Origin of the sequence: Paenibacillus sp. FSL W7-1088, from assembly GCF_037969855.1 — a bacterium.
Classification (GTDB): Bacteria; Bacillota; Bacilli; order Paenibacillales; family Paenibacillaceae; genus Paenibacillus.
In genome coordinates this window covers 6190568-6212273 of the sequence record NZ_CP150216.1, presented here as the reverse complement: position 1 = coordinate 6212273, position 21706 = coordinate 6190568, and the positions used below count along the sequence as shown (strand labels likewise).

Here is a 21706-nt window from a genome sequence, read left to right as displayed (position 1 = left end):
TTTAAGGTGTAAAATCGACAAATTTGTTAACATGAACAAAAAAGTTGCTCATTTCTGATATCTTTAGAAGGAAGAGAGTAGTATACTGTTTTTTCAGTATGAGCGAATTTAAGGAGAGGGGATCAAGATGAACAAGAAACCTAGGTCGCTAATTCGGATAATCATTCCGGTTGTCCTGACGTTGGTTACAATTGCATTGATTGTCTGGCCAATGCTGGCAGGCGGGCAGTACGTTGTTCTGGATCCGAAAGGGCCTATTGGCGCTTCGCAGAGAGATTTGATTGTCATTTCGACAATTCTGTGTGCAGTCGTTATTGTGCCTGTATTGATTTTGTCTGCTGTAATTGTATGGCGTTACCGCGACAAACCGGACAATAAATCTGCATATGAGCCTAACTGGTCTCATAGCACTAAAGCGGAGGCTATCTGGTGGACCGTTCCAATTATCATTATTGGTTTGCTGGCGATTGTAACCATTCGCTACACCTATGATCTGGAACCTTCGAAGCCAATGGCTTCCGAGAAAGCACCGGTGACCATTCAAGTATCTTCACTGGACTGGAAATGGTTGTTTATGTATCCGGAGCAAGGGATTGCAACGGTCAACACGCTGAATATCCCGGCAGACCGGCCCGTAAAATTTGAGCTCACCGCGGATTCACCGATGAACTCGTTCTGGATTCCGCAGCTTGGTGGACAGATTTATACAATGTCGGGTATGGCGATGACCTTGTACTTGCAAGCTGATCATGAAGGTCAATATTGGGGCTCAGGTGCCAACTTTACCGGGGAACACTTCGCCCAAATGCGTTTTGATGTCAATGCTACATCAGAAGAAGATTTCAACAAATGGGTGAATGAAGTGAAGCAACAATCCCAACCGCTGACGCAAGAAATGTATAAAACACTGGCGGAACCGGGAACAAGTAATGTAGCTTATTATTCTTCCTTCCCTGAAGGATTGTTCCAGGACATCGTGACCAAGTATGTTGTTGATGGTCAAAGTGCCCACAGCAAGCACGGTGAAGCTTCAGGTACCAAAGAAATTACTACGAACGATGTGGACAAGAGTGCTAACTAAAGATTCGAAAGGAGGCCCCCAATGTTAGAGAGACTTAAGGAGTTTGCATCGGAGTTTTTCGTTACCGGTGATCCGCTGATTTATGGTGCGGACGTGGCGATCGGAATTACGATGATTACCATCGTAGCGGTGCTGACTTATTTCAAAAAATGGGGCTGGCTCTGGCGTAACTGGTTAACTACCGTCGATCATAAAAAGATCGGTATTATGTATATTATTGCTTCCATTATCATGCTCTTCCGTGGTGGTGTGGATGCTCTGATGATGCGTCTTCAGCTAGCTATGCCTAACATGGATTTCTTACATCCCGAGCATTATAATCAGGTCTTCACGACTCACGGTACGATCATGATTCTATTCATGGCGATGCCATTTATGTTCGGTTTATTTAATGTTATTGTACCGCTTCAAATCGGGGCAAGGGACGTTGCGTTCCCATTCCTGAATGCACTAAGCTTCTGGTTATTCTTCCTGGGAGCAATGCTGTTCAACCTGTCCTTCGTTATCGGTGGTTCACCGGACGCAGGCTGGCTCAGTTATCCGCCTTTATCGGAGCTATCGCATAGCCCGGGGGTGGGACAAAACTTCTATATATGGGGTATTCAGATTTCGGGTATCGGTTCCCTGGCTACCGGTATCAACTTCCTGGTTACCATCATTAAAATGCGTGCGCCAGGCATGAAATGGATGAAAATGCCGATGTTTACATGGTCGGTATTCTCCACTTGTATTATCATTCTGTTTGCATTCCCAATCTTGACTGTGACACTTGCTTTGCTCTTCCTCGACAGGTTTGCGGGAGCGCATTTCTTCACACTTGATCTGGGCGGTAATCCGATGATGTATATCAACTTGATCTGGATGTGGGGTCACCCTGAGGTATATATCGTTGTCTTGCCGGCATTCGGTGTGTTCTCCGAGATTGTAAGTACATTCTCGAAGAAAAAATTGTTTGGTTACAAATCAATGGTATTTGCGATGCTGATTATTAGCTTCCTGTCCTTCTTTACATGGGCGCATCACTTCTTCACCATGGGCTCGGGAGCAGACGTTAATGCATTCTTCGCCGTTACCACGATGTTGATTGCCATACCAACAGGGGTTAAGATATTTAACTGGCTGTTTACGATGTTCCGGGGAAGGATACGCATGGATACCCCGATGCTATGGACAATAGCATTTATACCATGCTTTATCGTCGGAGGGATGACGGGGGTTATGTTGTCCGTTGCACCTGCTGACTTCCAGTTCCACAACAGTTACTTCCTGATTGCCCACTTCCACCAAGTATTGATCGGTGGTGTAGTATTCGGATACTTTGCAGGTCTGTACTACTGGTGGCCTAAAATGTTTGGATTCCAACTACCTGAAAAACTGGGTAAATGGGCTTTCTGGACTTGGAATATCGGTTTCTATGTCTGCTTCATGCCGCAGTACGCTGTCGGTTTGATGGGTATGACACGTCGTCTGAGCACCTATGGCTGGGATACTGGCTGGTGGGAACTGAACTTTGTATCCACAATCGGGGCATTCCTGATGGGTGTCGGATTCTTGTTCCAGGTTGCACAAATCGCAGACGGCATTCGGAAATACAAAACACTCAAAGCTTCTGGCGACCCTTGGGGTGGTCGTACGCTCGAGTGGTCGATTCCTTCACCTGCTCCTGAGTATAACTTCGCCATTACACCGCGCGGAGACGATATTGATGAGTGGTGGGAAGAGAAAGAACGTCGTGCCAAAGGAATTTATCCACCTGAACAGCCGCTTGAGCCGATTCATATGCCTAAGAATTCCGCGATTCCGTTCATCATGTCTATATTCTGGTTCATCGCTGGTTTCGGCTTTGTATTCGGATGGCTGTGGATGGCGATTCTTGGACTCGCTGGCGTAGGAATTTGCATGATCGCTCGTTCATTCTCATACGATACGGATTATTATATTCCGGTTGACGAAATTAAGCGTACCGAAGCGTCGTTAAGGGGGTCGGTATAAATGGCTCAAGCAGCCGCGAAGCACGGTCATGACCATGCACATGATCATGACCATGGTCACCATGACCCGCAAGAATTGAAAATACTCGGATTCTGGTTCTTCCTGATTTCCGACGTTATCCTGTTCTCCGTATTGTTCGCAACCTTTATTGTGTTGCGTGACAATACGGCGGGCGGACCTGTGTTGTCTGAATTGATCAAAATGCCTGGCGTTATTGCCGAAACATTTATCTTGCTCACAAGTTCATTTACAAGTGGACTTGCGGTTCTTGCCATGAATCAGGGCAAGGTGAAGCAATTGATCAGCTGGCTGGCAGTTACTGCTGTTCTGGGTGCGAGCTTTATCGTCCTGGAAGTAACGGAGTTTATTGAGTTGATTCATGAAGGGTTCAGTTATACAACGAGTGCAGCTTCTGGTGCATTCTTCACCCTTGTGGGTACTCACGGACTTCACGTATCGCTCGGTCTGATCTGGATGATCGGATTGATGCTGCAACTGAAAAAACGTGGAATTACCGATGTAACTCGCGGTAAAATCAACGTAATCAGCTTGTACTGGCACTTCTTGGACGTCGTCTGGATTTTCCTCCTGTCGGTCGTCTATCTGATGGGGGTGATGTAGATGGCAGAACATAACTCACATGAATCCCATGGCCACGAGCAGCATGGTTCACTCAAGTCCTATGTCATCGGCTTCATTCTGTCCGTCGTCCTCACAATCATCCCACTTGTGGTGGTTCTGAATGATATGATGGGCAGAACAGCTACACTGGCTGTTGTTTTGGTAACAGCTGCACTTCAGTTCGTGGTTCAGCTCTTCTTCTTCATGCATATCCGTGAATCGGAGAAGCCACGCTGGAATGTAATGGCTCTGATTTTTGGTCTATTGATCATGCTGACCATCGTCATTGGTTCTGTCTGGATCATGTTGAACAATACAGTTGCACATTAAGTTTTATGCGATAGCTTAAGGGATCTCCCGACTTTATTAAAAGGTCGGGAGATCTTTTTTTTTTTACCTATTGGATTGCACGGAATGCGGGTAGAATAAGGGAAGGGACGATGAATTCCAATAAGGCAAGAATATTGTCGAAAAAAGTTCTTGATTTTTTTTCTCGAATCCGTATACTCAGACATATAAGTAATCCGAAACGTTTTGGAGGAAAGCAATTGGCTACAATTAAAGACATATCACAAATGACGGGATTTTCGATAACGACCGTATCCAGAGCTCTGAATGGGTACTCGGACGTCAGCGATAGTACGCGCAAACGGATTAAAGAAGCCGCCGAAACCCTGAATTATAGTCCAAATGGTCTAGCGAGAGGCCTGGTCATGAAGGAAACCAAAACGCTGGGGTTGCTCGTATCAGGCATGACGTACAAAAACATCGATAACAACTTTGTTTTCGAAGTGCTTTGCGGTATTAATGATAGCGCTGCCAATTCGGACTATGATCTGATTTTGTTCAGCACGAATACAGCGAAGCAAAAGATGAAAACGTACACACAGCTGTGCAGGGAACGAAAGGTGGATGGCGTCATTCTACAGGGTGTAAAGACGGATGATCCGTATTTGCAGGAAGTATTGGATAGTGATATTCCTTGTGTATTGATTGATATCCCCATTCACAGTGAGTATGTTGGTTTTGTATCAACGAATCACAAACAAAGTGCACAGACTGCTGTAGAGCACCTTATTGGTTTGGGTCATCAGCAGATTGCCATGGTGAACGGTTACCCGGAGGCTTTTGTTTCCAAGGAGCGCTATGAAGGATATTCCGATGCCATGCGAAATGCAGGATTGAGCTTGAAGCTTGAATGGATCGTAAACGGGAATTTCACGGAAGAAGAAGCACAGCAGCAAGCTTCAGAGTTGTTGAAGGCTTATCCGGAAATTACCGCAATCTTTTGTGCAAGCGACATGATGGCTTTGGGTGTAATGAAAGCTGCGAATGAATTAGGTATTTCGATACCAGATGAATTATCTGTAGTGGGATTTGACGACATTCCAACAGCCGCTTATTTTCAACCACCACTCACCACCATCGGACAGAATATGTATCAGTTGGGACATGAAGCTGCAAATCTGCTGATGGGCATGCTGAGATCGGAAGACAGCCCCAAATTTAATATTTTGCAAAATGAATTGGTTTTGAGATCCTCGACAGCCAAACCAGGTCGCTGAGTTTAGCTGAGAATACGGTTCACGAGGAATTGCAAAATAAACGAGATGAAGAGAGCACCGAAATGTTTTATGAAATCCGAAACGTTTCGGTATTATTTTCAATCAAATCCAAAACGTTTCGGATACAACATAAGATAGACATAGGGGGAATACACATTGCTGAAATACGATGCAGGACAAGGAGAATGGAGTAACTGGCTGGTAACTGAAACCGGGTTTGATCCGGCTCATCAAGGGAAAGGCGAAGCTGTTCTCTCACTTGGAAACGGCTACATGGGACTTCGCTCTGCAACGGACGAGAATTATGTTGGACAGGTGCGGAACTGGTTCGTAGCTGGAACCTTCAATAAGTTTGATGAACATGAAGTAACAGAACTCCCAAATGCAGCAGATGTGACGGAGCTTTCAATTACCCTGAACGGGGAAAACTTCAGCTTGGAAAAAGGAAGAACGATCAGCTACAGTCGTCAACTGAATCTCAAAAACGGTGAGCTCACCCGTAACGTGGTCTGGCAGAGCCCAACAGGAGAAAGCTTTGAACTTCAATTCCGTCGTTTTGTTTCCTTGAGCAACCGTCATCTGGTTGGTTCATCGGTAAGCATCAAGCCACTGGATGGTCAGGCACGTGTTCACATTGCATCCGGTATTAATGGACAATGGACGAACTCGGGTGCACAGCATTTCACGGAAGGCGAAAAACGGATATTTGAAAAGACTTATATTCAAATGACGTCAACGACGACACAATCGGCTATTGATTTTGTAACCAATACAGTGCATCACTGGCAGCTGAATGGTGAAAAGGTTGAGCCGGAATTGCGTCAAACGATGGGACGCCGCAAGGTTGGCATCGAAGGCACAGTAATCGTGGAGGCCGGACAAGCGGTAACACTGGAAAAAATCTCGAATGTGCATACCAGCCGCGATCTGGTGTACAGCAACGGTGGGTATTCACTGGATCAAATGCGTGAATCTGCACTGACAGAACTGAAGCAAGAGTCGCAAAAAGGGTATGATCAGCTGTTTCGTGAAAGCGCTAACGCCTGGGCGGATACCTGGTCCACGTACAACATTGAAGTGGACAGCACAAGCGGATATGACCAGCTTGCTATCCGTTTCGCCATCTATCATCTCATCATTATGACACCTGCGCATGATAATCGCATGGGAATCGGGGCGAAAGGATTAAGTGGTGAAGGGTACAAGGGACATTCCTTTTGGGATACGGAAATCTTCATCCTGCCTTTCTTCATCTACAGCAATCCCAAGATCGCAAGATCCTTGCTGGAATATCGATATCAGGGGTTGGATGGAGCTAGAAGCAAGGCCAAGGAGAATGGATTCGAAGGAGCCATGTATCCGTGGGAAGCAGCCTGGATCGAAGATGGCGAAGTTACACCGGTATGGGGAGATGTAGATATCGTAACCGGAGAGCAGACGAAGATCTGGTCCGGCTTTATTGAACAGCATATTACCTCTGACATCGCTTATGCCGTTTGGCATTATGTCCAGTCTACAGGCGATGAGGCGTTCATGGATGAATATGGCTACGAGATCATTTTTGATACAGCAACGTTCTGGGCCAGCCGCTTGGAGTGGGATGAGGCCAAAGGACGTTATCACATCAATGAGGTTGTTGGACCGGATGAGTATAAGGAGCATGTGGACAACAATGCATTCACCAATCATATGGCTCACTTCAATATGGAGCTGGCCATTCAATATTATGAAAAGCTTCAGCAGGAGAAACCTGAATTGCTCAAAGCATTGTCTGCGAAGCTTAACCTGACATCTGCTCGGGAAACGTGGAACAAGCTGGATCAAATGTATCTGCCAGGGCCGAATGAACAAGGACTTATTCCACAAGATGATACTTACTTGCAGAAGAAAGTCATTGATCTTACCCCTTATAAAAATCAGACCAAAGTGGCCAGCATCTTCAATGACTACAACCTGGATCAGGTTGGTGAAATGCAAATTTCGAAGCAGGCTGACATCATGATGCTGTTCTTCCTGCTTGAGAATAAATTCGAACCGGATATCAAACGCGCCAACTACGACTACTATGAGGAGAAAACTTTGCATGATTCCTCATTATCCCTGTCGACGCACAGTATCCTTGCCAGTGACTTCGGAGATCGCCCACTTGCTTATGATCTGTTCCGTCGGGCTTCCGAGATTGATCTGGGACCGCATATGCATTCTTCGGATGCAGGCATCCACTCCGCTTCGCTGGGCGGAATATGGGAATGTGTCGTGATGGGATTTGCCGGAGTTCGCATGTTGGATGGCAAGCTTCATCTCGATCCGAAGCTGCCTGAATCCTGGAGCAGTCTGAAATTCCCGCTCTACTGGCAGAATCAGCTGCTGCATATCACAATCACTTCCGAGGGTATTCTAATCGAGAGTGATGCAGAGGAAGAAATTTCTCTCCTTCTGTCCGGTCAGCAAGTTACTTTCAGCAAACGGTTTCAAACCTTGGTTTAATATAAATCCATGTGGGAGGTCATTCAAATGAAAAAAGGGTCCGCAAGTTTGGTCATGATGCTGATTTTGGTATTCGTATTATCCGCGTGTTCTTCAGGTGGAAGCAACAGTGCAGAAGGTGGAAAAGGAGAAAAAGTAAAACTCACCTTCTCCGTATGGGGAGATGTCAACTCCGGTGCGGATGAAGTGAAGCTTGCGGAAGAATTCAATGCTGCACACCCGGATATCGAAGTGAAGTTTGAGCCTATTCCAAGTGAAGGTTATGGAACTAAACTCACCACATCCCTGGCAGCAGGTCAGGCACCAGACGTATTCCTGGTTGGTGAAGGCGACTACTACAAATACGTGGATAAAGGTGTAATTGAGCCACTTGACGCTTATTTGAGCAAAGACACTTCGTTTAATCTGGATATTTTCCAGAAGGATCTTATTGAAAATATGAAAATCGAAGGCAAACAATACTACTTGCCAAAAGATTTCAACCCACTTGCGCTGTGGTACAACAAACGCATGTTTGATGAAGCTGGAATCCCTTATCCAACAGATGAATGGACTTGGGATGACATGATTGCAACTGCACAAAAACTGACTAAAAAAGATGGCAATAAATATACTCAATTCGGATTCAACGCAGGTAAATGGGAATATCCGATTTATACGTACCTGTGGGATTACGGTACAGACATCGCGAATGAGGATGGAACCGCTGCAGAAGGCTACATGAACAGTGAAAAAACAATCGCGGCAATGGATAAATACGTCTCTTGGTCCCAAGGAGATAGCCGTGTATCCCCGACGCCACTGGATTCCGAAACGCTTGGCGGAGATTCATCGATGTTCATGACAGACAAGCTCGCTATGATGATTACCGGTCGTTGGATCAAAGGTGATCTCGACAAATCCGATGTTCAATATGGTTCTGCACTGATTCCACAAAATACGGACGGTACTCGTTCAAGCATTATCGCAAGTGCGGGTTGGGCGATCAACGCAGCCGGTAAAAATAAAGAAGCAGCTTACGAACTGGTAAAATGGCTCTCGGGTACAGATGCACAGAAGCTTCGCTCTGCGAACGGTAAAGTACTGCCAGCGACTGTGAAAGAACTGGACGAAGTCAAAGCCAAAGAAGTAGCAGACAAACCGGTCATCGAAATGATGGATTATGCTAAAAAACCGGTAACTATGCGTTCTACAAACGGACCTGTGTTTGTTGAAGAATTCACCAAGGCGCTGGAAAAAGTGCTGCTTGGCAAACAGGATGTCAAAGGCGCTCTGGATGAAGCTGCGAAGAACGTTGACAGCAAAATCAAGTAAAAACCATGCGGGTGAGTCGGCGGCCATGCTGATTCACCCTCTTCATCAAGGAGGCTGCTATGCGTAATTCTAAATCCGAGCGTGCCGGGTATTGGTTCATATTGCCCTGGCTTATAGGCTTGTTGCTCTTTACCATTGGTCCAATGTTATTCTCTCTGCTGTTGGCTTTCAGCAAATGGGATATTATTACCGGCGTACAATCGATCGAATGGGTCGGTCTGGATAACTTCAAAACGATGTTTCATGACGAGCTGTTCTATCAATCGTTGAAAGTTACCTTTATTTTCGCTCTGGTATCCGTACCTCTGTATCAGGTGGCATCACTGCTTATCGCCTTGCTGCTGAATATGCGGAACAGAGGGATGAAATTTTTCCGATTGATCTATTTCATGCCATCCGTCATTCCAGCTGTAGCGGCATCAATGATGTGGATTATGATTTTCAATCCGGAATACGGCATTCTGAACCGGGCGCTTGCCTTTTTCGGCGTACAGGGGCCAGCTTGGCTTCAAGATCCGAATTATGCGCTGGGCGCACTGATTGTCATGGGTTTGTGGGGCGTCGGCAATACGATCATCATTTATTTGTCTGGCTTGCAGGGAGTTCCCGAAGAGCTGTATGAAGCTGCCAATCTGGATGGAGCGGGACCGTTTCAACGGTTTTTCAACATTACATTGCCTATGATTTCTCCAACGGTGTTCTTCAACGTAATTATGGGTATCATCGGTGGATTCCAGTATTTTACACAAGCATTTGTCATGACCAACGGGGGACCGCTTAATTCGACCCTGTTCTATAATTTGTATCTGTACAATAAAGCTTTTACCGATTTTGAAATGGGTTATGCTTCGGCACTCTCCTGGGTATTGTTCATCATCATTCTGGCGTTTACGTTGCTGGTCATCCGCAGTTCTTCGATGTGGGTCTATTACCAGGGCGATAACGAAAAGGATTGAGAGGAGGACAAATGATGAATCAAGCAACGACACGGAAACCGGTATACTCGAAACTATTTTCTATGCTCATTCTTATTGCTGGTGCGGCCGTCGTGCTGATCCCGCTGTTATGGACGTTTGCAACGTCTCTTAAAACACCTGCCGAGGTGTTCAAAGATGATTTTTTCCCGGCTGTATGGATGTGGTCCAACTATAAAAATGCCGTTCTGGCCATCCCGTTTTTTACATTTTTGAAAAATACGCTGATTATTCTGATTCCGGTATTAGTCGGTACCGTATTCTCGTCTGCCCTATGTGCGTATGGTTTCGCCCGGTTTAACTTCCGCGGCAAACGCACACTGTTCCTGGTTCTGCTGGCGACGATGATGCTGCCTTCACAGGTAACGATGATCCCGATGTTCATCATGTTCAAGGAAATCGGCTGGGTTGATACATTTTTACCACTCATTATCCCTGCATTTTTCGGGGGTGGAGCGTTTAACATCTTCCTGATCCGTCAGTTCATGCGCGGTATTCCGCATGATCTCGATGAGTCCGCTTTCGTCGACGGAGCAAACAAAATGCAGATTTTCATGAGAATCATGCTGCCGCTGTCTATGCCGCCGCTGATTGCTGTTTCCATCTTTACCTTTATGGGCGTATGGAATGACTTCCAGGGACCACTCATTTATTTGAACTCCAGTGAAAAGTATACGCTGGCTCTCGGATTGTCCATGTTCAAAGGGTTGTATAACGTGGAATGGAACATGTTAATGGCTGCAACAATGCTGATTATGCTTCCACCACTCATTGTATTCTTTGTTGCACAAAAATACTTTATTGAAGGCATTTCCATCTCTTCTGCAATCAAGGGCTAATCGTCCGTATGAATAGAAGAGATAAGCGGTAAGCCAAACCGCAGAGGAGGACTACCATGGCCACATTAACAAGCAGACATCCTTTTAATTTGTATTATAACGCAGGTGAATATGTGAAAATTTGCGGTACCCAGGACGGATACTTTCCCGACTTTGGGCATCATATGGCTAACGAAATGGGCGGGGTATGGCTGCATCCAATCAAGCTGCTGGACGGCTTCTGGCTGAAGGTAACTGATCTGGACCGCAACATTGCCGTATGGGCAAGGGCCGACGGTTTCACCAGCGAGTCGTGGGGAGGAAGCCGGTTCGATTATGATCACGGATTGAGCCACATTCCGGTATCCATTGAACGCAGACAGTTTGCCCCTGATTATGAAAAAGGCATGGTCGCAGAATATGAGATCAGCGCTTACGGCAAAGGAACAACCCGGCTCAAGCTGGAGCTGCTGTCACGTACCGATCTCCGTCCAGTGTGGTATTCCGATGAGATCGGAATTATTCCAGGAGCAGGTGAAACGGCAGAAGCCATTTCTTCGCGCAAAGTCATCGTCAAAGATGATGCCCAAGACTGGTACGCCATGATTGGAAGTGACCTGCCTGGAACGGAAATGACCGTTGGTCCCGAGATTTACGGACCAGAACTGACGGCAGGCAAGGGTACAGGCATTTCTTTTGTCACCGAATGCACGCTGGAGGAGAAGGATGTGTTTCGCTTCCGGTTATTTGTTGCCGGTTCGGAGTCGTCCCGTGAAGCCTGTGAGCAGACTTATGCAACCATCGAACGTGACCACGTCAGTCTGAAAGAGCAGAAGCAGCAGCTCTTCGACAAGTTGGATCAGCGCGCAGTACTGACTATTGAAGGCGAAGATGAGTTGAACGAGCAATTTGCCTGGGTGAAGCGCAATAATCAGTGGCTGGTGCAGCAAGTAGACGGAATCGGTCGCGGATTGACGGCAGGTGGACCCACGTATCCGTGGTGGTTCGGCTGTGACAGTACGTATGCACTTCAGGGTGTACTTGCTACAGGAGACCATCAATTGGTGCGGGATACGCTTAATCTGTTGCTGGAGAAGTCCAAGGAAGCGAACGGTAATGGACGTTTTGTGCATGAAGTGACCACCATGGGAGCGGTATCTAATCGCGGCAACACGCAGGAAACGGCACACTATATCGCCTTTGTATGGGAAATGTTCCTGTGGACCGGAGACGATGCACTTCTGCGCGAACATTATGACTACTGTGTCCAGGGAATCGACTGGCTGCTGGGTGAGATGGACCCGGACGGAGACCTGTTCCCTTCCGGTTACGGCATCATTGAGATTGCCGGATTGAATATGGAACTGATTGATAGTGCCGTATATACAGCGAAGGCTCTTCAGGCGCTGGAGCATATGAGTCTCTATTTGGGTGAAACGAAGCGGCACCAGACATATCAAAAACTGGCCGAACAAACGGTACGTGCGGTGAATGATATGTATTGGTCTGAAAAAGACAGTCTTTATGCGGATGCCGTTGCACCTATTTCCGATATTGTACCCAAGGTGGATTACATGGTTTCTCTCGCTGAAAAGCAAGGAATCACAGACTACCGGGAGTACGTGGAAGAATTGCTGGCCGATGCAGGCGAGAATCAGAAAGACCGCGGTTGGCTGCTGAACAAAAACTGGGTCATTGTCACTCCAATGGAAGCAGGAATTGCCGATCAGGACAAAGCACAGCGTGCGCTGGAAGCGATGCGAAATCGCGATTTCATCGGCGAATACGGTACGTATCTTGCTGCCATGTATCAACAGGGCACGATGACAATCTCTACGGGAGCACATGCGGTTGCAGAAGCGGCCTACGGGCATCCGGATCACGCGCTCGATTTACTGCGCCGGATGGGGAAAAGCTTCTCACGTGTACTGCCGGGTTCATTCTCGGAGATGTCTCCGGACTACGGCTGTGTTGTGCAGGCGTGGACTATCTATGCCCTGGCTGTACCTGTGGTACGACATTTCTTCGGCGTTCAACCGGAAGCACAGCATCGCCGTTTAACCGTATCACCTGATATGCCGCAGGCATGGGAAAACAAAACATGCAGTCTGGAGCAACTGATGGTAGGCGATGCAGAGTTCGATATTCATTTTGAATCCCGTGAAGGCAAACGTTATGCGAGCATTTCGAACCCTTCGGGCTGGACGGTTGTTCTGGACTGGAAGGGCGAAAGACGGGAAAGCAACGAGAAACGAATTGAATGGCAACTAGAGCAATAACATGGGGAGGAACGGGAAGATGAAAGGGAACGGAGCACTTCAAGCCGTTATTTTTGATTTGGATGGTGTCATTACCGACACGGCGGAGTACCATTATGTAGCGTGGAAAAAGCTGGGGGAATCGCTGGATATTCCGTTTGATCGGGAGTTCAACGAGGAGTTAAAGGGCATTAGCCGCGGAGAGTCGCTGGCGCGCATTTTACGTCTGGGTGGCAAGGAAGATGCGTTTTCGGCTGAGGAAAAGGAAGAATTCGCACAGCGTAAAAACGAACATTACGTCTCGTTGCTGGACTCGCTGACACCGGAGCATACTTATCCTGGAATTCGGGAATTGCTGCTTGAGCTGCAAGCCTCCGGTATTCCTGCGGTGATCGCCTCGGCCAGCAAAAATGCGCCTCAAATTCTGAAGGCGCTGGAGTTGGACTCCCTGTTCCGCTATGTGGTTCATCCGGATTCCGTACCACACGGCAAACCAGCACCTGATCTGTTCCTGCGCGGCGCGGAAGAAGTGGGTGCTGACGTTAAAGCCTGCATCGGCATCGAGGATGCGCAGGCGGGTATTGAGGCCATCAAATCCGCAGGCATGATCGCCGTGGGTATTGGTGAGGAAGCTGTACTTAAAGGTTCCGGAGCGGACGTGGTGCTGAAGGATACGAAACAGCTCACACTGTCATTCCTGGAGCGTACGTTGCATGAGCATAGCCATTAAGCGGAAAAGGGGAGATGCAGCATGAACCGGGCATGGTGGAAAGAAGCCGTGGTATATCAGGTCTACTGGCGGAGCTTCCTGGATGCGAATGGGGACGGCATCGGGGATTTGGAGGGCTTGATGCTCAAGCTCGACTATATCAAAAGTCTGGGGATAGATGTCATCTGGCTTAATCCCATTTATGAATCGCCGGACAAAGATAACGGATATGACATAGCGGATTATTACCGCATTATGGCGAAAGCCGGAACGATGGAGCAGTTCAGGCAGTTGCTGGACAAGGTCCATGCACTGGGCATGAAGCTCATTATGGATCTGGTGGTTAATCATACATCAGAGCAGCATGCATGGTTTGAAGAGTCTCGTTCATCCCTCAATAATCCGAAACGCGACTGGTATATATGGAAGCCGGGGAAACAGGATAGCCCGCCGAACAACTGGCGCTCCTATTTTGAACCGTCGACCTGGACTTACGACGAGCGGACGGGAGAATATTATTTCCATTCCTTTGCGAAGGAACAGCCTGATCTGAATTGGGAAAATCCCGAGCTCCGTCAGGAGATATACCGGATGATGCGTTTCTGGCTGGATCAGGGCATTGACGGCTTCCGCATGGATGTTATTAATCTGCTCGCCAAGCTGGAAGGTTTCCCGGATGCGGAGCACCCGGAGAACATTGATTATCTGGGCAATAATCCGGGCATTCATGAATATTTGCAGGAAATGAACCGGGAGGTTCTCCAGCATTATGACATTATGACCGTAGGAGAGATTCCATTTGTCACACCTGAGGATGGTCTCTTGTATGTGGGCGACAACCGTAAAGAGCTGCATACGTTATTCCATTTCCAGGTGGCGGATGACATGCCTGCTTGGGATCTGGCACGGTACAAGGAAATTCAGGAGAGCTGGTATGAAGCGTTCCGTAATGAAGGTTGGAACTCCCAGTTTCTGAACAATCACGATCACACAAGGCAGGTTTCGAGGTACGGCAATGATGGACAATACCGCGTGGAATCGGCAAAACAACTGGCGACCATGATTCATACTCTTCCGGGAACACCGTATGTATTCCAGGGAGAGGAGATCGGCATGACGGGTGTCCGGTTCTCTTCCATTGATGAATATCACGATATTGCAATGAAGAACAAATATAAGGAAGAAATCGGTAAGGGCCGTGCGCCAGATGAAGTCCTCCGAAGTCTTCAGCCGCTGAGCCGGGATAATTCTCGTACGCCGATGCAGTGGGACAGCAGCGAGCACGCCGGTTTTACCGATGGGCAGCCGTGGATGCAGGTGAACCCCAACTATGAAGAGATTAATGTGGAGCGGGATTTGGCCGCGCAGGACTCCATATTTGCATATTATCAGCAGCTGATTGCCCTGCGTAAAACGCACGCGGTTATGGTCTATGGAGATTATCGTGACCAATCGGCAGGGGAAGAGCATGTATATGCATATAGCCGCAGTCTGGATGGAGAGACATGGCTTGTCATTCTCAATCATTCGGACCGGGAGCAGTCCTATCGTCTGCCTGCTTCATTCGCTGATCGAGCCACGAATGCCCGCTTGGTCATTGCCAATCTGGATCGGTCAACCTCGGAAGAGGTTAGAAGCGGCACCGTTCATTTGCTTCCTTATGAGGCGCTCATTTACTCCTTGTAATACATCGCAAGATCATCAGAGCCTGGCGGGGATTTCCCGTCAGGTTCTTTTATTTATCCCAACATTGGGGGACTAGTGTTATATTTTTTAGTAAGAAAGATGATTTTAGGAGATGTAATAATGAAGACTAAGGTTATACGTTATTATCGTTTTGGCGATCCGAGCGAAGTGCTGTGCCTAGAGGAGAAGGAGTTAGTGCCCCCTGGCCCCGGTGAATTAGCGGTGAGGATGTGCGCTCGGCCTATTAATCCTTCAGATGTCATTCCTGTTCGAGGCGCATATCCGCATCGGACGGCATTGCCCGCTGTACCTGGGTTCGAGGGAGTTGGGGTAGTGGAGGCGGTAGGGCCGGGAGTATCCATTCAAATGTTGGGGCGGCGCGTCCTGCCGTTGAGAGGCGAAAACACGTGGCAAGAGGTGGTGAAAACGTTGGATCGACATGCGATCATTGTGCCTGATGATATTAATGATCAATCGGCAAGTCAGATCTACATTAACCCGATAACAGCTTGGCTGATATGTACGGATATGCTTAAGCTAACATACGGCGATACCTTGATTGTCAATGCCGGTGGTTCCGCAATCGGGCGAATCTTCGCCCAATTATCGAAAATTCTGGGATTTCGTATGATTGCGCTCACAAGAAATGATCGCCATACGGCTGATTTATATCAACTTGGGGCGTTCTCTGTTGTAAATACGATGGAAGAGTTGCTACAGGAGAGAATTGCAGAATTAACGGAGGGGCGTGGCGCTAATGCGGCCGTCGACTGCATCGGAGGGGCAGATGGAGAGCAACTCGTGAGTTGTATAAGACCGTATGGCACCGTAATAAGCGTCGGACTGCTCTCGGGTATCTCACCGTTATGGCATGAGGTGACCCGCGGAACGCAAGTTAACGTTAAACTCTTTTGGCTAAAGCATTGGGTAGAGCGATGTTCGCAAGAACGATGGGAACAGGTATTCAATGAAGTGATTCAGTTAGTTCGGGAAGGGCGGCTATTGATGGCAAACATTGGGGCGACGTTTGGACTGGAATATGTGAAACAGGCCATTGCAGTCTCTGAATCGAGCATCGAGGGAAAGGTTCTTCTATTAAGTTAGTGCAATAGACTGTAAAAATATCGAAGCATAGGACGCTCTTCGTATTATGAGGTTAGCCAATAAATACTGGTTAATCTTTTTTTATTTTTTCAAAAAAGGTACACAAAAGTTACAAAATGAACTAAAATGAACTTATATGAACATTATCTGACTAACGAAAGGAATGGATTAATGATGCAAAACCGTTATGCTGCACACCCAAATGAAGTGAAAAACTATGATACCTCCCGTCTGCGCGAGGAATTTCTGATGGAGCAACTGTTTGCAACAGATGAATTGGTGACGGTATATTCCCATGTGGATCGTTATATTGTAGGAACGGCTGTACCTCAAAGCAAGGATATCGCACTTGAAGTGAATCTGAAGGATATCGGAACGAACTTTTTCCTGGAGCGTCGTGAAATCGGTATCATTAATGTTGGAGGCCACGGAACAGTGACAGCCGACGGTCAAGGATACGAAATTGGTGCCAAGGAATGCCTGTACATCGGAAGAGGTGTAAAAGAAGTTGTGTTCAAGAGCAGCGGCAAGGATCAGCCGGCTCAGTTTTATTTTGTATCCACACCAGCTCACCACACGTATCCAACAGTAAAAGCAACGCAAGAACAAGCTCAGCCGAACCACCTCGGCAGTATCGAAAGCTCGAACGAACGGACGATCTATCGCTATATCCACCAAGGAGAAGGCGGAATCCAGAGCTGTCAGCTGGTGATGGGTATTACGGAACTCGACAAGGGCAACATGTGGAATACCATGCCTGCACATACCCACAACCGCCGTTCCGAAGTATACTTGTATTTCAACCTGCCGGAAGATGGTGTCGTATTCCATATGATGGGCGAGCCAAACGAAACACGGCATTTGGTTGTGCGTGACCGTCAGGCCATCATCTCTCCTAGCTGGTCCATCCACAGTGGTGTTGGTACGAGCAGCTATACGTTCTGCTGGGCAATGGCTGGTGAAAACCAGACGTTCGAGGATATGGACGGCGTGGCGATGAAGGACCTGAAATAGGCGCGTAAATTCCAAAGAAACAGGAAGTTGATCTGTGATGAATCCATTGAAAAGACATGAAAAAATTATGGAGGCTCTGCTGGAACGGCAGGAAGTCACCGTTAGTGATCTGAGTGAACTGCTGCAGGTGACGGGCAAGACCGTGCGGGAGGATCTCGATAAGCTGGAAGGCATGGGATTGCTCGTACGTGTCCATGGGGGGGCGATGCTGGCTCAGAACGACCAGTATGGCATCCTGACGAGTCGAGGGGCTACGGAAAAGCATCATTCGGAGAAAACGGAGATTGCCGAGCGAGCCCTTGCTTATATCCGGCCAGGAGATATTGTTGCGCTGGACGGCGGAAGCACCACGTTGGAGATGGCGAAGCGTATGGACAATCAGCCCATTACCGTGGTAACCAATGATCTGTTCATTATTGCTGAGCTGACCAAAAAGGAGCAGGTGCGACTGGTTGTGCCCGGCGGAGCAAGAGTCCGCAATATGCTGGTGGGAGACGATACAGCTGCCTTCATTTCCGGTCTCAACATTCACAAAGCGTTTATCTCAACGACGGCACTTCATCCGGAATTTGGACTTTCTATATATACAGGCGATCTGGTGCCGCTAAAAAAAGCAATGATCTCTGCTTCACAGCAGGTCTATGGCGTCGTGGATCATTATAAATTCGGACAATTTGCCCTTCGGACTTTTGCACACTGTTCGGAGTTGGACTGCATCATCAGCGATAGTCGCTTGGATGAGGAGACAGCAGCCCTTTACAGGCAAAATGGTATCGAAGTGGATTATCAGAGCTGATCTTCAGTTTCACAGTGGTTACATGACTGCCGAGGCTGAATGACACGGTTTGCAACTCAATAACCATGCGGAGGAATCATTCATGAACCCATTTGATTTAAGCGGACAAGTTGCACTTGTCACTGGTACATCAGGAGGTCTTGGACAAGGAATGGCGATTGGTCTTGCGGAAGCCGGGGCAGATGTTGTGCTGGTGTCTTACTCCAATCCATCGGAAACAGCACGTGCTATTGAGGCTCTCGGACGCAAAGCGTATGTGATTGAAGCTGATTTGAGCCGTGAGGATGAACTGACCGGGGTGTTTGAAAAGGCATTAGCCTTTCAGGGGAGAATTGATATTCTGGTCAATAATGCGGGAATTATTCGTCGTACACCTGCAGCCGATCACGGTCAGCAGGACTGGCATGATGTCATAGGTCTTAACCTGAATACGGTATTTTTCCTGAGCCAGTTGGCCGGCAGACATATGATTGAACGGGGAAGTGGCAAGATCATTAACATTGCCTCCATGCTGTCTTATCAGGGTGGAATTAATGTACCGGGATACACGGCCAGTAAACATGGGGTAGCCGGTTTAACGAAAGCACTCGCAAATGAATGGGCAGGCAAAGGTGTTCAGATCAACGGGATTGCACCAGGCTACATGGAAACAGACAATACGACTCAGATTCGCGCCGATGAGAATCGGTATCGTGACATCACGGCACGGATTCCGGCTGGACGCTGGGGAACACCTGAGGATCTGAAAGGTCCGGTTGTTTTCCTGGCATCGGCGGCATCGGACTATTTGAATGGTCATGTACTGAATGTGGATGGCGGCTGGATGGCTCGTTAATCCTGTCAGTGATCAATGGCAAAGGAGGCAGTGATATGAAACTTGGTATTCTTGCGCATACGTTTGGTAAACAGCCTACAGCGCAGCTTGCACAGACTATCGCGGATAACGGATTCAATTCGGTACAGTTGGCATTAGCCAAGGCGTTATCGGATGTGGACTCGTCCAATGGCAAGCTGAGCCCTGGACTGGCGAATGAGATCGGAGATCAATTTGCACAGCGCGGAGTCAAGATTGCGGTACTGGGCTGCTATATTAACCCGATTGATCCTGATCCTGTGGCCCGTCGTGCAGACATTGATCGATTCAAGGAGCATCTGCGTTATGCCCGAGATTTCGGTTGCAGCATGGTGGCAACGGAGACGGGGGGCCTGGATACGTATCGCGACTCTCATCCAGACGGATATGAAGAAAAGGCGTGGACGGTGCTGCGGGAGACGGTAGAGGAACTGGCGGAAGAGGCGGAAAAGTGGGGCGTTCATGCGGCGATCGAGCCTGTATCTACCCATACACTTCATACGCGTGAACATATGATTCGTCTGTTTGAAGAAATTCCTTCATCCAATCTGGGCATGCTGTTCGATCCTTGTAATCTGATCAAACAACCGCATGTGGCTGATCAGCCCGCATTCCTGCGTGAAGTGATGGAAACGCTGTATCAGCGCATCATTGTCATTCATGCCAAAGATGTGGCTTTCAATGCACAGGGTGATAAGTTCAATCCGGTGCCGGGTGAGGGCATTCTGGATTACCCGTTATTTTTTGAACTATTGAAGACGTATAAACCACATATCGATATTTCACTAGAAGGGGTAACGGCGGAGGAAGCTGTTCCAGCGGCCAAGCATTTACGTGAGATATGGAGTGGCGTTCGGGTATAAACGGTAAAGAGTCGGCAGCAGCCTGGCAGTTGAATCGTTGCAAAAAGTTCCGGAAAACCTTTGCGGGAGCAAAGGTTTTTTTGGTATAGCGGTCCTCGTAGTACATAATTAATATTTCTTATCGGAAAAATCGGAAATACTTCTTTTCAAAAGCGACATCTTGTGAGAGAATATGGAAAACATACGCCACCATGTCATGACATCTAGGGATTTGCCAAACGTATAAGTTAAGGGAGGAAACAGATTTATGTCAAACGAACGTGAGCTTTCATTTGAAACATTGGCAATTCATGCCGGCCAGGAGATTGATCCGACCACCCATGCACGTGCTGTACCGTTGTACCAAACAACATCCTACGGATTCCGTGATACGGAGCATGCAGCCAATCTGTTTGGATTGAAAGAGTTTGGCAATATCTATACACGTCTGATGAATCCGACCACGGATGTGTTCGAACAACGTATTGCTGCACTTGAGGGAGGTGCGGGCGCACTGGCTACCGCTTCCGGTCAGGCAGCGATTACGTTCTCCCTCTTAAATATCGCAGGTGCGGGAGACGAGATCGTTTCCGCAGCGAGTCTGTATGGGGGAACGTACAATCTGTTCTCCACCACACTACCGAAACTTGGCCTGGATGTAAAGTTTGTAGATTCCAGTGATCCAGAGAATTTCCGGGCGGCGATTACGGATAAAACCAAAGCATTGTACGCTGAAACGATCGGAAATCCGCAAGGCAACGTCCTGGACATTGAAGCTGTGGCAGCGATCGCCCATGAACATGGCATTCCTTTGATTGTAGACAATACATTCCCAAGTCCATATCTGCTTCGTCCAATCGAGCATGGAGCTGATATTGTCGTTCATTCGGCTACCAAATTTATTGGCGGTCACGGTACTTCCATTGGTGGAGTTATTGTAGACAGCGGTAAATTCGACTGGAAAGCGAGTGGCAAGTTCCCGGGACTGACAGAACCGGATGCCAGCTATCATGGTGTTGTATATACGGAAGCGGTTGGACCGATTGCTTATATTATCAAAGCTCGTGTACAATTGCTGCGCGACTTGGGTGCTACGATCTCACCTTTCAATTCATGGTTGCTCATTCAAGGACTGGAGACACTGCATCTGCGGGTAGAACGCCATAGCAGCAACGCACTGGCTGTGGCGCAATATCTGGAGAAGCATGCAGATGTGGAATGGGTAAGCTACGCAGGTTTGCCGAGTCACCCTTCCTATGAATTGGCACAGAAGTATTTGCCGAGAGGCCAGGGAGCCATTCTGACTTTTGGTATCAAAGGCGGCGTGGATGCAGGACGCAAACTGATTGAAAATGTGAAGCTGTTCTCCCACCTTGCGAACGTAGGTGACTCCAAGTCACTGATCATTCACCCGGCTAGTACGACGCACCAACAGCTGACAGAAGATGAGCAGACTGCAGCAGGCGTTAATCCTGAGCTAATTCGTCTATCTATAGGTACAGAGAATATTCAGGATATCCTCTACGATCTGGAGCAAGCCATTAAGGCTAGCCAGCAATCAAGCGTTAGTGTTTAATTCATAACGTTAATAA

At 47.8% G+C, this 21706-nt stretch carries 18 protein-coding genes; all 18 read left to right on the top strand.

What is annotated here, in order from left to right; all coding sequences use genetic code 11:
* Positions 1–127: 127 nt before the first annotated feature.
* On the top strand, positions 128–1081 hold the full coding sequence (gene cyoA / locus MKY42_RS28055; RefSeq protein ID WP_339846362.1) for a ubiquinol oxidase subunit II: 954 nt from the start codon (positions 128–130) through the stop codon (positions 1079–1081).
* A 21-nt stretch (positions 1082–1102) separates the two neighbouring features.
* A complete protein-coding gene (locus MKY42_RS28050) occupies positions 1103–3073 on the top strand; it encodes a cbb3-type cytochrome c oxidase subunit I (RefSeq protein WP_090904681.1) in 1971 nt (656 codons plus the stop codon).
* Positions 3074–3694: a cytochrome o ubiquinol oxidase subunit III gene (cyoC, locus tag MKY42_RS28045; RefSeq protein ID WP_090904682.1), complete on the top strand. Its 621-nt coding sequence runs from the start codon at positions 3074–3076 to the stop codon at positions 3692–3694.
* Positions 3695–4024, top strand: coding sequence for a cytochrome o ubiquinol oxidase subunit IV (cyoD, locus tag MKY42_RS28040; RefSeq protein ID WP_090904683.1), 330 nt, complete (start codon positions 3695–3697; stop codon positions 4022–4024).
* Positions 4025–4242: 218 nt separating this feature from the next.
* Positions 4243–5259 carry a LacI family DNA-binding transcriptional regulator gene (locus tag MKY42_RS28035; RefSeq protein WP_339846356.1) on the top strand — a complete coding sequence of 339 codons (1017 nt, stop codon included), beginning with the start codon at positions 4243–4245 and terminating at the stop codon, positions 5257–5259.
* Between the two features lie 156 nt (positions 5260–5415).
* A complete protein-coding gene (locus MKY42_RS28030) occupies positions 5416–7746 on the top strand; it encodes a glycosyl hydrolase family 65 protein (RefSeq protein WP_339846354.1) in 2331 nt (776 codons plus the stop codon).
* 27 nt (positions 7747–7773) lie between these two features.
* The gene (locus MKY42_RS28025; protein WP_339846351.1) at positions 7774–9060 is read left to right on the top strand and encodes a sugar ABC transporter substrate-binding protein; all 1287 of its coding nucleotides are present in this window, start codon (positions 7774–7776) and stop codon (positions 9058–9060) included.
* Positions 9061–9119: 59 nt separating this feature from the next.
* A complete protein-coding gene (locus tag MKY42_RS28020) occupies positions 9120–10016 on the top strand; it encodes a sugar ABC transporter permease (RefSeq protein ID WP_339846349.1) in 897 nt (298 codons plus the stop codon).
* A gap of 14 nt (positions 10017–10030) precedes the next feature.
* Positions 10031–10873 carry a carbohydrate ABC transporter permease gene (locus MKY42_RS28015; RefSeq protein WP_339853136.1) on the top strand — a complete coding sequence of 281 codons (843 nt, stop codon included), beginning with the start codon at positions 10031–10033 and terminating at the stop codon, positions 10871–10873.
* 56 nt (positions 10874–10929) lie between these two features.
* On the top strand, positions 10930–13131 hold the full coding sequence (locus MKY42_RS28010) for a glycogen debranching protein (protein WP_339846346.1): 2202 nt from the start codon (positions 10930–10932) through the stop codon (positions 13129–13131).
* 19 nt (positions 13132–13150) lie between these two features.
* Positions 13151–13840 carry a beta-phosphoglucomutase gene (gene pgmB / locus MKY42_RS28005; protein ID WP_339846343.1) on the top strand — a complete coding sequence of 230 codons (690 nt, stop codon included), beginning with the start codon at positions 13151–13153 and terminating at the stop codon, positions 13838–13840.
* 21 nt (positions 13841–13861) lie between these two features.
* Positions 13862–15505, top strand: coding sequence for an alpha-glucosidase (locus MKY42_RS28000; RefSeq protein WP_339846340.1), 1644 nt, complete (start codon positions 13862–13864; stop codon positions 15503–15505).
* Positions 15506–15625: 120 nt separating this feature from the next.
* Positions 15626–16609, top strand: coding sequence for a zinc-dependent alcohol dehydrogenase family protein (locus MKY42_RS27995; RefSeq protein WP_339846337.1), 984 nt, complete (start codon positions 15626–15628; stop codon positions 16607–16609).
* A gap of 174 nt (positions 16610–16783) precedes the next feature.
* A complete protein-coding gene (gene kduI, locus MKY42_RS27990; protein ID WP_053779017.1) occupies positions 16784–17623 on the top strand; it encodes a 5-dehydro-4-deoxy-D-glucuronate isomerase in 840 nt (279 codons plus the stop codon).
* Positions 17624–17660: 37 nt separating this feature from the next.
* A complete protein-coding gene (locus MKY42_RS27985; protein ID WP_167434846.1) occupies positions 17661–18419 on the top strand; it encodes a DeoR/GlpR family DNA-binding transcription regulator in 759 nt (252 codons plus the stop codon).
* An 82-nt stretch (positions 18420–18501) separates the two neighbouring features.
* Positions 18502–19254, top strand: a complete 753-nt coding sequence (gene kduD / locus MKY42_RS27980) for a 2-dehydro-3-deoxy-D-gluconate 5-dehydrogenase KduD (protein WP_053779016.1) — start codon at positions 18502–18504, stop codon at positions 19252–19254.
* 35 nt (positions 19255–19289) lie between these two features.
* Positions 19290–20135, top strand: coding sequence for a sugar phosphate isomerase/epimerase (locus MKY42_RS27975; protein ID WP_339846330.1), 846 nt, complete (start codon positions 19290–19292; stop codon positions 20133–20135).
* 247 nt (positions 20136–20382) lie between these two features.
* Positions 20383–21690 carry a homocysteine synthase gene (locus MKY42_RS27970; RefSeq protein ID WP_111620649.1) on the top strand — a complete coding sequence of 436 codons (1308 nt, stop codon included), beginning with the start codon at positions 20383–20385 and terminating at the stop codon, positions 21688–21690.
* The last annotated feature ends 16 nt before the right edge of the window (positions 21691–21706 follow it).

Coding starts and splice junctions, on each gene's coding strand:
- MKY42_RS28015 (WP_339853136.1), top strand. CDS start 10,031: ATGAATCAAGCAACGACACGGAAACCGGTATACTCGAAACTATTTTCT.
- MKY42_RS28010 (WP_339846346.1), top strand. CDS start 10,930: ATGGCCACATTAACAAGCAGACATCCTTTTAATTTGTATTATAACGCA.
- MKY42_RS27970 (WP_111620649.1), top strand. CDS start 20,383: ATGTCAAACGAACGTGAGCTTTCATTTGAAACATTGGCAATTCATGCC.
- MKY42_RS28020 (WP_339846349.1), top strand. CDS start 9,120: ATGCGTAATTCTAAATCCGAGCGTGCCGGGTATTGGTTCATATTGCCC.
- cyoD (WP_090904683.1), top strand. CDS start 3,695: ATGGCAGAACATAACTCACATGAATCCCATGGCCACGAGCAGCATGGT.
- MKY42_RS27995 (WP_339846337.1), top strand. CDS start 15,626: ATGAAGACTAAGGTTATACGTTATTATCGTTTTGGCGATCCGAGCGAA.
- MKY42_RS27975 (WP_339846330.1), top strand. CDS start 19,290: ATGAAACTTGGTATTCTTGCGCATACGTTTGGTAAACAGCCTACAGCG.
- MKY42_RS27985 (WP_167434846.1), top strand. CDS start 17,661: ATGAATCCATTGAAAAGACATGAAAAAATTATGGAGGCTCTGCTGGAA.
- pgmB (WP_339846343.1), top strand. CDS start 13,151: ATGAAAGGGAACGGAGCACTTCAAGCCGTTATTTTTGATTTGGATGGT.
- kduI (WP_053779017.1), top strand. CDS start 16,784: ATGCAAAACCGTTATGCTGCACACCCAAATGAAGTGAAAAACTATGAT.
- MKY42_RS28025 (WP_339846351.1), top strand. CDS start 7,774: ATGAAAAAAGGGTCCGCAAGTTTGGTCATGATGCTGATTTTGGTATTC.
- kduD (WP_053779016.1), top strand. CDS start 18,502: ATGAACCCATTTGATTTAAGCGGACAAGTTGCACTTGTCACTGGTACA.
- MKY42_RS28000 (WP_339846340.1), top strand. CDS start 13,862: ATGAACCGGGCATGGTGGAAAGAAGCCGTGGTATATCAGGTCTACTGG.
- MKY42_RS28050 (WP_090904681.1), top strand. CDS start 1,103: ATGTTAGAGAGACTTAAGGAGTTTGCATCGGAGTTTTTCGTTACCGGT.
- cyoA (WP_339846362.1), top strand. CDS start 128: ATGAACAAGAAACCTAGGTCGCTAATTCGGATAATCATTCCGGTTGTC.
- cyoC (WP_090904682.1), top strand. CDS start 3,074: ATGGCTCAAGCAGCCGCGAAGCACGGTCATGACCATGCACATGATCAT.